Source organism: Methylobacterium sp. A52T, from assembly GCF_053346095.1.
This window is the reverse complement of the sequence record NZ_JBKFBI010000074.1, coordinates 18,510-28,412: the sequence shown is the minus strand read 5'-3', so window position 1 is coordinate 28,412 and position 9,903 is coordinate 18,510. Positions and strand designations below refer to the sequence as shown.

General features: G+C 70.9%; 9 protein-coding genes. 1 reads left to right on the top strand and 8 read right to left on the bottom strand.

Features of this window, described 5'->3' with window-relative positions; genetic code table 11:
• From ACLBYE_RS18045 to ACLBYE_RS18030, 4 genes are all read right to left on the bottom strand, one after another.
• The coding region (locus ACLBYE_RS18045) for a helicase-related protein (RefSeq protein ID WP_447695235.1) at positions 1–2,681 on the bottom strand (2,681 nt) is incomplete at its 3' end.
• 101 nt (positions 2,682–2,782) lie between these two features.
• Complete coding sequence (locus ACLBYE_RS18040; protein WP_205833348.1) at positions 2,783–3,091, bottom strand: hypothetical protein; 309 nt, start codon at positions 3,089–3,091, stop codon at positions 2,783–2,785.
• A gap of 193 nt (positions 3,092–3,284) precedes the next feature.
• Complete coding sequence (locus ACLBYE_RS18035; protein WP_273559969.1) at positions 3,285–3,575, bottom strand: DUF1330 domain-containing protein; 291 nt, start codon at positions 3,573–3,575, stop codon at positions 3,285–3,287.
• A gap of 81 nt (positions 3,576–3,656) precedes the next feature.
• Complete coding sequence (locus tag ACLBYE_RS18030; RefSeq protein ID WP_447695234.1) at positions 3,657–4,574, bottom strand: DUF3108 domain-containing protein; 918 nt, start codon at positions 4,572–4,574, stop codon at positions 3,657–3,659.
• Positions 4,575–4,962: 388 nt separating this feature from the next.
• Between ACLBYE_RS18030 and rpmB the strand changes: the two genes are divergently transcribed.
• Entirely contained in the window at positions 4,963–5,265 is a 303-nt protein-coding gene (gene rpmB, locus ACLBYE_RS18025) for a 50S ribosomal protein L28 (protein WP_012320636.1), read from the top strand.
• A 353-nt stretch (positions 5,266–5,618) separates the two neighbouring features.
• Here the strand turns inward: rpmB and cobT are convergent, their stop codons facing one another.
• The 4 genes from cobT to ACLBYE_RS18005 form a co-directional block, all read right to left on the bottom strand.
• Positions 5,619–7,523 carry a cobaltochelatase subunit CobT gene (gene cobT / locus ACLBYE_RS18020; RefSeq protein WP_020092686.1) on the bottom strand — a complete coding sequence of 635 codons (1,905 nt, stop codon included), beginning with the start codon at positions 7,521–7,523 and terminating at the stop codon, positions 5,619–5,621.
• A 5-nt stretch (positions 7,524–7,528) separates the two neighbouring features.
• Complete coding sequence (locus ACLBYE_RS18015) at positions 7,529–8,035, bottom strand: DUF29 domain-containing protein (RefSeq protein ID WP_447695233.1); 507 nt, start codon at positions 8,033–8,035, stop codon at positions 7,529–7,531.
• 5 nt (positions 8,036–8,040) lie between these two features.
• On the bottom strand, positions 8,041–9,024 hold the full coding sequence (gene cobS, locus ACLBYE_RS18010; RefSeq protein ID WP_012320633.1) for a cobaltochelatase subunit CobS: 984 nt from the start codon (positions 9,022–9,024) through the stop codon (positions 8,041–8,043).
• A 208-nt stretch (positions 9,025–9,232) separates the two neighbouring features.
• The gene (locus ACLBYE_RS18005; protein WP_447695232.1) at positions 9,233–9,859 is read right to left on the bottom strand and encodes a J domain-containing protein; all 627 of its coding nucleotides are present in this window, start codon (positions 9,857–9,859) and stop codon (positions 9,233–9,235) included.
• Positions 9,860–9,903 lie beyond the last annotated feature (44 nt).

Below are 9,903 nucleotides of genomic sequence, written 5' to 3'. Positions count from 1 at the left end.
TCCTCGGCAGCGTCAGCGTGATCGGCGGCGGTCTCGACGCCCTCGGCGGCCGGGGCCTCGTCGCCGACCGGCTCGGCGGCATCAGCCTGCGCGGCGACGGCCTCCTCGGAGGAAGCCTCGGAGGAAATCTCGGAGGACGCCTCGGCGGCGGTCGGCGCCGCCGGCGCGGTGGCGGCGGCGGGGACGAGCGGCACCGTGATGGCCGGGCCGGGGCGCGCCTCGGCCGTGTAGCCGAGCGACTTCAGGATCGAGGCGAAATCCTCGCCCGAGCAGCCGACCAGCGAGGTCATGCCGACGGTGGCCACGAAGCCGTCGCCGTCGGCGGTGCCGTCCGGCGGGGCGCCCGGGGTGGTGCCGGGCCGGTAGGCGATCGCCGGGCGGATCAGGTCGGCGAGCCGCTCTAGGATGTCGACGCGCACCGCCCGCTCGCCGCTGACCCGGAAGCCGGCCGCGCGGTAGAGGCCCTTGGCGATCTCGCGGTCGACCTTGATCGAGGTGCGGCCGGAACCGGCGAGATGCGCGATCTCGTCGAGGCCGCGCTGGTCGAGGCCGCCGTTGCGCAGGGCCCAGAGCTGGGCCGCGAGCGTGCGGGGTGCCGGCTTCAGCAGCGCCGGCAGGAAGATGTGGTAGGCGCCGAACCGGACGCCGTGGCGGCGCAGGGCGCCGCGGCCCTCCTGGTCGAGGCTGCGCATCTCGTGCGCCACCTTCGAGCGCTCCAGAACGCCGAGCGCCTCGACGACCTGGTAGCCGATCCCCTTGGCGAGGCCGGTGAGGTCGGCCGCGGTCTCGATCTCCATCAGCGGCCCGAGCAGCCGCACGATGTAGGCCTTCAGCCACGCGTCGAGGCGGCCCTCGACCTTCTCGCGATGCGCGCCGGTCAGGCTGTCGTCCGCCAGCAGACGGACCTGCGGGGCGAACAGCTTCTCGCCGGGGCTGAGCTTGGCGACCGGCGCACCGGTCCAGCGGATCGTGCCGTCGTGCGAGAGCACGAGGGTCGAATCCGCGGTGGCGGCGAATCGTTCTGCCCGCGACTCGATCTCGCCCCCGAGCGCCTTCTCAGCGGCGCTCCTCAGGGTCTTGGCCTCGTGCCCCTCGGCGCTGGCATCGGGAACGAACAGGAATCCGTGAAGGTGGCCGACATGCTGACCCTCGACGGTGACGTCACCGTCGGCGGTGATCTGGGCTTCGAGCATCGTGTTCTCTCTCAGGCGCCGCATCAGGACGCTTGTGCGCCGGTCGACGAAGCGGCTCGCGAGGCGTTCGTGCAGGGCGTCGGACAGCCTGTCCTCTACCCGACGCGTCTCGCCCTGCCAATGTTCTGGGTCGCGCAGCCAGTCGGGACGGTTCGCCACGAAGGTCCAGGTGCGTCCCTGGGCAATCCGGCGGGACAGCGTGTCTATGTCACCGTCGGTCCGGTCGATCATCGCGACCTGCTCGGCGAACCACGTGTCGGGGATCCGGCCCGCCATCCCTTTCATCAGGAACCGGTAGAGCTGCGCGACCAGGTCGGCGTGCACCTGCGGGTGGACCTTGCGGTAATCCGGGACGCCGCAGACGTCCCAGAGGCGGCGCACCGCGGCGGCGCTGCGCGCCATGTCGCGGATGTCGTCCTCCTTCATGAGGATCTCGAGGGCCTGCTGGTCCTCCCCCATGGGCGCGCGGGTCAGGCCCGATTCGCGCGGGTGCTCGTCGAGGCTCGCCTGCAGGCCCTCCAGGCTGCCGAAGCTGAGATCCGGATTGCGCCACTGCAGGATGCGCAGGGGATCGAAGTCGTGGCTCTCCAGCCGCTCCACCAGCTCGGCCTCGAAGGGCGGGCAGCGGCCTGTGGAGCCGAAGGTGCCGTCCGAAAGGTGGCGCCCGGCGCGGCCCGCGATCTGGCCCATCTCGGCGGGAGTGAGCTTGCGGAAGCGGGTGCCGTCGTACTTCCAGTTGGCCGCGAACGCGACGTGATCGACGTCGAGGTTGAGGCCCATCCCGACCGCGTCGGTGGCCACGAGGTAGTCGACGTCGCCCGCCTGGTACATCTCGACCTGGGCGTTGCGGGTCCGCGGCGAGAGCGCGCCCAGCACCACCGCGGCGCCCCCGCGCTGGCGGCGGATCAGCTCGGCGATCGCGTAGACCTCCTCGGCCGAGAATGCGACGATGGCGGTGCGCCGCGGCAGGCGCGACAGCCGCTTCTCCCCCGCGAAGGTGAGTTGCGAGAGCCGCGGCCGGGTCGTCGTGTGGACGTTGGGAATGAGGTCCTGGACCAGCGGCAGCATGGTCGAGGAGCCGATCAGCAGGGTCTCCTCCCGGCCGCGCACGTAGAGCAGGCGGTCGGTGAAGACGTGGCCGCGGTCCATGTCGGCGGCGAGCTGGATCTCGTCGATGGCGACGTACGCCACGTCGAGGTCCCGGGGCATCGCCTCGATGGTGCAGATCCAGTAGCGCGGCCGGTCCGGCTTTATCTTCTCTTCCCCGGTCACCAGCGCGACCTTCTCGGGCCCCACCTTCGCGACGACGCGCAGATAGACTTCCCGGGCGAGCAGCCGCAGGGGCAGCCCGATCATGCCGGTCGGGTGGGCGAGCATCCGCTCGATGGCGAGATGCGTCTTGCCGGTGTTGGTCGGCCCGAGGACCGCGGTGACGCCGCGGGCGCGGGCCTCGCGGGACAGCGAGCGGCTGGGCGTGGGGCGGAGCAGCGCGTCGATGGTCGGCGGTTCCTTCGAGCGGGAAGGCCGTCGCGGCGCCGTCGCGGCGCGGGCGGGGAGGCGGGTTCGACCGGCCGACCGCGTCAGGGACGCTAGGGCCGGTACGGTCCTCCCCCATATGGGATGCCGCCGCCGCCAGGTCCAATCTGCGGCGTGATCATCGGGTAGACGTCGATCTGCGTCGTCGGCGTGCCCGGCTGCGGCGCGAGGTCGGCGCAGAGCGTGTCGGGGGTCGCGACGAGGGGACCGCGGCGGGGCGGCCTGTTCTCGACGACCTCGGCCGACGAGAAGGCGTCACCGCCGCACCCCGGATCGGCGGACCCGGCACTGAGGGACTGCGCCGCGGCCGGCCCCGCGAGCGCGGCCAGGGCGAGGGCGATTCGGAGGGCGGGCGAGCACATCCGGGCATTATCGCCGGGAACGTGAAGATTCCCTCCACCCGCGCATCTCGCCGCGATTGCACCCGCCGGCACGGCAATGCGCGGCGACGCGGGCGCGCGACGATGTCCGTCCCCGCGCCCTTCCTGGGTCATCTCGCGGCACGGGCGCGGCTGGCGCCGGCCGCGTCGAGGCCGGCTGTGACCGAACCGTCGATCAGTCGACGCCCTCGACGAGCACCACCTCGCCGATGCCCGCGGGCCGGCGCTTGGCTACGGCAGCCTGGTACTCGGGCGAGAAGTAGTAGGTGCGCGCCGCCTCGTAGGACTCGAATTCCAGCACGACGTTGCGCGGACGGCCCTCGCCCTCGAGCGCCTCGCAGCGGCCGCCGCGCACCAGCGGCGTGCAGCCGTACTTGCGCATCGCCTCGGAGGCCATGGCGGCGTAGTCCTTATAGGTGTCCGGGTCGGTGACCGTCATCCGGACGATGATGTAGCCCTTGGGCACTGCTGACCTCCCCGCGCGGCTGCCGCGCCGCGCCGAGGTGCCGGGAAACCGGCCGCCGGTCAAACGCTCCCTGACGCGCCGCTACTGCCCGGGCAGGCTCGCCTGCGCGACACTGTTGCCGGCGGCGCCGGCCGTGCCGGTGGTCGTCGGCGTGCCGCTCTGGCTCCAGCGGGTGGCCTCGATGATGTTGGTGCCGATCGTGGTGAGCACCGAGATACGCAGCGGGATCAGGACGCGCGTCCCTTCGACGGGGGCGAGCCAGACCGACATCTCGCGGTTCTCCTCCATGAACTTGACGCCCGGCCGGTCCGGCCGGTGGCCGGCGATCGCCTGGTAGCGGGCGTTGCATACGAGGACTTGTCCCGCATAACCGGGCTTCTGCACCGGGCGGGTCTCGGCGTAGCTCAGCACCACGTTGAAGCGGGTGGCGCCGTCGAAGACCGGCAGGGTCCGGTTGCAGTTCTCCGGGTCGAGGGGCTCGCCGCGCCCCTGGGTCGGCATCAGCAGCGCGCTCACCGGGTCGATGATGCCGCGCTTGTTGGCCGGGGTGACCGGCACGCGGTCCTGCATGTCGACGAGCGGCGGCGTGATCTCGGCCTGGACGACGTTGCCGCGCGCCAGGGCCATGCGCACCGCGATGCCGGAGCTCGCCGTCTGGGTGGCGATGGCGAAGGCGCCGGGCTGCGGCGCGGCCGAGAAGCTTCCCGAGGCCCGGGCGGAGCCCTTGCCGCCGGTGATCGCGCCGACGAGGCCGGTAAGCACGGCCGACACGTCCATCATGTAGCGGTCGCGGTCGAAGGAGCCGGCCAGGCGGGCCGTGCCGATCGGGAGACCGGCGAGGTTGATGCCGTAATCGACCGCCACGGTCGCGGCGGCGGGCGCGGCCCGCTTGGCCCTCGCCGTCCGCGCGCCTGCATCGATCGGGGCCGCGAAAGCCGCGACCGCGAGGAGGCTGCCCGCGAGGCGCCCGGCAGCCTGCTTCTTCGACGGCTTGATCATTCGACGGATTGGCGTGGCGCTCATGATCCGGATCGCATCCCAGGGCGGGCGGGCCAAGACACTCGCTCGAACGCACCCTCTCGAACACACCCGCTCGCCGACGTCCTCTGCGACGCACGGAGCGGGGAGAGGCGCCTTCCTGCAGGTGGAAGAAGGCTATATCCCGGCATCGTGGTTAACAGACCGTTGGCCGTCCGGCGCGACGCCGAACCCCGCCCGCCCCCGCCGGCACCTTGACGCACCGCGCCTCCGTCGCCTATAGGCTCGCGCCTTCAACAGGACTCCGCCGGACCTGGAACACGCAATGGGCGCCGCCCGCTGCGACGACGATCGCGCCGGCCGCGATCGGGTCTTCACCGGGCGGAACGAGACGGGATCGTTTTTTATCATGGCGCGCCGCTGCGAACTCACCGGCAAGGCCGTTCAGGTCGGCCACCTCGTGAGCCACTCGAACCGCAAGACCAAGTGCCGGTTCCTGCCGAACCTGTGCAACGTCACCCTCCAGTCCGACGCGCTGGGCAAGCGCGTCCGCCTGCGGGTCACGGCGCACGCCCTGCGCTCGGTGGAGCACCGCGGCGGCCTCGACGCCTTCCTGATCAAGGCCGGCGAGGGCGACCTGTCGCAGACCGCCCGCCTCCTGAAGCGCGAGATCCACAAGAAGCTCGCCGAGACCCCGGCCGCCGCGGCCTGAGTCGTCGGGCTTCACGCCCCTATCGGACGGATTGAACCGCCGTGGCCGTCGAGCCCGCGGCGGTTTCCGCTTGTTTGCGGCTGGCATGCCACTTCAAGCAACCCAGGACTCGGCCGCAGGCTGCCGTCAATGTCCGGCTGATGCCCCTGCGCCGTCTTTGCGAGCGGAGCGAAGCGATCCGGGTGGCGCCACGTTGACAAGCCCGCGCTGCCCTAGGTCACTTCGCTGCGCTCGTGATGACGGAGGGGGCTCCGCCGTCCAAGTTGCGAACACGAACCGTGTCGAGGTTCGGTCCGGATTTGCCGGCTTCCTCGACGCGGATCGTCTATCGCGCGCGGCCGCGCGGGACCTGATTACCGCCGCCCGCCCGCGGCGCGCAGCATCCGCCCCGTCGGCGCCGCGCCGTCCTCCTCGAACAGCTCGGCCAGCTTCTCGGTCATCGCCCCGCCGAGCTCCTCGGCGTCGATGATCGTCACGGCGCGGCGGTAGTACCGGGTCACGTCGTGGCCGATGCCGATGGCCAGCAGCTCCACCGGCGAGCGCGTCTCGATCTCCTCGATCATCCAGCGCAGGTGCCGCTCCAGGTAGTTGCCGGCATTCACCGACAGGGTCGAATCGTCCACCGGCGCGCCGTCGGAGATCACCATCAGGATCTTGCGCTGCTCCGGCCGCCCGAGCAGGCGCTTGTGCGCCCAGTCCAGGGCCTCGCCGTCGATGTTTTCCTTGAGCAGCCCCTCGCGCATCATCAGCCCGAGGTTCTTCCGCGCGCGCCGCCAGGGCGCGTCGGCCGACTTGTAGACGATGTGGCGGAGGTCGTTCAGGCGGCCGGGATTCGGCGGCTTGCCGGCGGCGAGCCACGCCTCGCGGCTCTGCCCGCCCTTCCAGGCGCGGGTCGTGAAGCCCAGGATCTCCACCTTCACGCCGCAGCGCTCCAGCGTCCGCGCCAGGATGTCGGCGCAGGTCGCCGCCACGGTGATCGGCCGGCCGCGCATCGAGCCCGAATTGTCGAGGAGCAGCGTGACCACCGTGTCGCGGAAGTTGGTGTCTTTCTCCTGCTTGAAGGAGAGCGGCTGGTACGGGTCGATGACCACGCGCACGAGCCGCGCCGGGTCGAGCTGACCCTCCTCCAGGTCGAACTCCCAGGCGCGGTTCTGCTGGGCGAGGAGGCGGCGCTGGAGCCGGTTGGCGAGGCGGCCGACCACGCCCTGCAGGTGCGAGAGCTGCTTGTCGAGGTAGGAGCGCAGGCGCGACAGCTCGTCGGCGTCGCACAGCTCCTCGGCGTGGATGACCTCGTCGAACCGCGGATTGAATACCTTGTACTCGGGCCCGCGCGCCTCGTTGCCCTGCCGCTGGGGCGGGCGCGAGGCCTCCGAGGCTTCCTCCGACTCCGCGTCCTCGGCCTCCTCGGGCAACTCACCGGACGGCGCGTCGGCGGATTCCTGGGCGCCCTCCTCGATCTCGTCGGAGGCCTCCTCGGAGGTCTCGATCTCGGCGCGCTCGCCCTGGCTCTTCTCCTCCGAATCGCCCTCGCTGGGGTTCTGCTCGTCGTCCTGGGCGTCGTTCTCGTCGTCGTTCTCGTCGTCCTCCGCGTCGAACGGCGTCTCGTCCGACATGTCGAGGGAGGTGAGGAGGTCGCGGACCGAGCGGGCGAACTTGCGCTGATCCTCGATCGAGCCGAGCAGCCCGTCGAGGTTGGGGCCGGCCTTGGCCTCGATATGCTCGCGCCACAGCTCGACGATCTTGGTGGCGGCCTCGGGCGGCTTCTGGCCGGTCAGGCGCTCGCGCACCATCAGGGCGACGGCGTCCTCCATCGGAGCGTCGGCCCTGTCGGTGATGGACTCGTACTTGCCGCCGCGATGGTAGCGGTCCTCCAGCATCGCCGAGATGTTGCTGGCCACGCCCGCCATCCGGCGCGACCCGATCGCCTCGACCCGGGCCTGCTCGACCGCGTCGTACACGGCGCGCGCGGGTGCGTTCTCGGGGGCGAGGCGGCGGTGGACGGCCACGTCGTGGCAGCCCAGCCGCAGCGCCATGGCGTCGGCGTTGCCGCGCAGCACCGCGACGTCCTGCGCCGAGAGCTTGCGCGGGGGTTCGGGGAGGCGGGCCTTGTCGCCGGTGAGCGCCGGCCGGTCGGTCGCGTAGGTGACCTCGACCTCGGAGCGCCGGGCGATGGCGCGCAGGCACCCGGCCACCGAGCGCTTCAGGGGCTCGGCCACGGGTTCGCGGCGCTCGCCGGGCTTGCGGTTGGAGATGGACATCAGCGCTACCGGTCGTCCTCGAACGCGAAGGGGCGGTTCAGGATCTCATCCCAGCTGTAGGGACAGTCCGCGGGCAGGGTTTTGGGCGAGCGCTTCATCTGCCGGGCTGCCCCGAGGCGACCGAGCCGGAAGCTGTCGTGCCGAATCTCATTGAGGCTCGACTTCAGGCCCGGGCTCTTCCGCAATTGGATCGTGGCGCGCTCCCGATGCTCGGCGATGCTGAGTGCCCAACTGCGGCTTCGCCGTTCCGGCTGATGGTCCCACTTCAGCATGTGAAGGATAATGATCTCAACCGCACTCTGGAGCCGGTAATACTCACTCAGGCCCACGTCGCTCAGCTCCTCGGCGATATTCTCGAGGTCGAGCGCGTCCACCCGGCCGGCGCGGAGCAGTGCCACCTGCTCCTGAACCCAGGTGTAGAGATCGTCCGCGTGGCAGGTCCGTCCCCGCGCGTGCGCAGTCGCCGGGGCGTCCTCGCGCGTCGGGGCCGGATGCGCCATCGCGTCCTCCATGCGGGTCAGCTCAGCGCGACGTTCACCGCGCTCTCGGGCAGCTCCTTGCCGAAGGCGCGCTGGTAGAACTCGGCCACCAGCGTCCGCTCCAGCTCATCGCACTTGTTGAGGAACGTCACCCGGAAGGCGAAGCCGATATCCTTGAAGATGTCGGCGTTCTCGGCCCAGGTAATCACCGTGCGCGGGCTCATGACGGTGGAGAGGTCGCCATTCATGAAGGCGTTGCGGGTGAGGTCCGCCACGCGCACCATCCGGTTGACGATGTCGCGGCCCTGGTCGCCCCGGTAATGGGTCGCCTTCGAGAGCACGATGTCGACCTCGCGGTCGTGCGGCAGGTAGTTGAGCGTGGTGACGATCGACCAGCGGTCCATCTGGCCCTGATTGATCTGCTGCGTGCCGTGGTAGAGGCCCGACGTGTCGCCGAGGCCCACCGTGTTGGCGGTGGCGAACAGCCGGAAGGCCGGGTGCGGGCGGATCACGCGCTTCTGATCGAGGAGCGTCAGCCGGCCCGAGAGCTCCAGCACGCGCTGGATCACGAACATCACGTCCGGGCGGCCGGCGTCGTACTCGTCGAACACGAGCGCGACGTTGTTCTGCAGCGCCCAGGGGAGGATCCCATCCTGGAAGGCGGTGACCTGCTTGCCGTCCTGCAGGACGATGGCGTCCTTGCCGACGAGGTCGATGCGCGAGACGTGGCTGTCGAGGTTGATCCGGATGCACGGCCAGTTCAGCCGGGCGGCGACCTGCTCGATATGGGTCGACTTGCCGGTGCCGTGATAGCCGGTGACCATCACGCGGCGGTTGCGGGCGAAGCCGGCCAGGATCGCGAGCGTCGTCTCCCGGTCGAAGATGTAGTCCGGGTCGACGTCCGGCACGTGCTCCTCGGGCTCGGCGAAGGCCGGCACCTTGAGGTCGAGGTCGATGCCGAAGACATCGCGGACGGAGACGGTGCGGTCGGGCAGCGCGGCGGGCGTAGCGTCAGAGAGCATTCGGAACCTCGTGAGGCGCGGGCGCTCCACTCCCAAACAGTGAAGCATCCGCGCGGAAGGACGTCGAGCCGGGCCTCCGCGGCGGGGCGGAGCCATCCTTAGACGGCGGCGCGCTCGCGCGCCACCGACCGGCATGGATCCCATATAGGGCCGCCTTGCGCGGTTTGCCCTATCCTGGGTGCGAACCGGCGTGCATCGTTCGTGCCGCTCAGCAGAGACCGGCCGCGCGGAGCACGTCGTGGGCGCGGATGATGTCGCGCAGGCGCTCCTCGAAGGAGCGGTCGCCGCCGTTCGCGTCCGGGTGGAAGCGCTTCACCAGCACCTTGTACTGCGCCTTGATGGCGGCGGTGTCGGCGCCCTCCTCGAGGCCCATCACGTCGAGGGCGCGGCGCACCGTCGCCGAGTGCTTGGGCTTGCGCGGCTCCTCGGGCTGGCGGGCGCGTCGGCGCGCGTCGCCGACGCCCTCGCCGCGCAGGATGCCGAGCGGATCGACGTAGGCCCAGTCCCGAACCGGCTCGTCCGCCGGCTTGGCCTCGCCGGTCCGGTTCACGCCCATCGCCCAGGTCGGGCGATGACCGATGATCGCGTCCTTCTGGTAGGCCTGCACGGCGGCGTCGTTCATGCCGTCGAAGTAGTTGTAGGTGGCGTTGTAGGCGCGCACGTGGTCGATGCAGAAGCGCCAGTACTGACCCTCCGCCTTCCGCCCCTTCGGCGCCCGGTACAGGCCCGGATGGGTGCAGCCGGGGCTCTCGCAGCCGGCTTCCGCGGCGGGCTTCGGCTCGTCGCAGGTCGGCTTGATCCGGATGCTGTCGAACAGGCGCGAGTTGAGATCCATGACGGGCCGATTATGAGGGGGCGGACCTGAGACACAAGGGCACC

Bases quoted from the DNA above. Each gene is read 5' to 3' on its own strand.
- cobT (WP_020092686.1), bottom strand. From the start codon at position 7,523: ATGTCCATCTCCAACCGCAAGCCCGGCGAGCGCCGCGAACCCGTGGCC.
- ACLBYE_RS18015 (WP_447695233.1), bottom strand. From the start codon at position 8,035: ATGGAGGACGCGATGGCGCATCCGGCCCCGACGCGCGAGGACGCCCCG.
- cobS (WP_012320633.1), bottom strand. From the start codon at position 9,024: ATGCTCTCTGACGCTACGCCCGCCGCGCTGCCCGACCGCACCGTCTCC.
- rpmB (WP_012320636.1), top strand. From the start codon at position 4,963: ATGGCGCGCCGCTGCGAACTCACCGGCAAGGCCGTTCAGGTCGGCCAC.
- ACLBYE_RS18005 (WP_447695232.1), bottom strand. From the start codon at position 9,859: ATGGATCTCAACTCGCGCCTGTTCGACAGCATCCGGATCAAGCCGACC.
- ACLBYE_RS18040 (WP_205833348.1), bottom strand. From the start codon at position 3,091: ATGTGCTCGCCCGCCCTCCGAATCGCCCTCGCCCTGGCCGCGCTCGCG.
- ACLBYE_RS18030 (WP_447695234.1), bottom strand. From the start codon at position 4,574: ATGATCAAGCCGTCGAAGAAGCAGGCTGCCGGGCGCCTCGCGGGCAGC.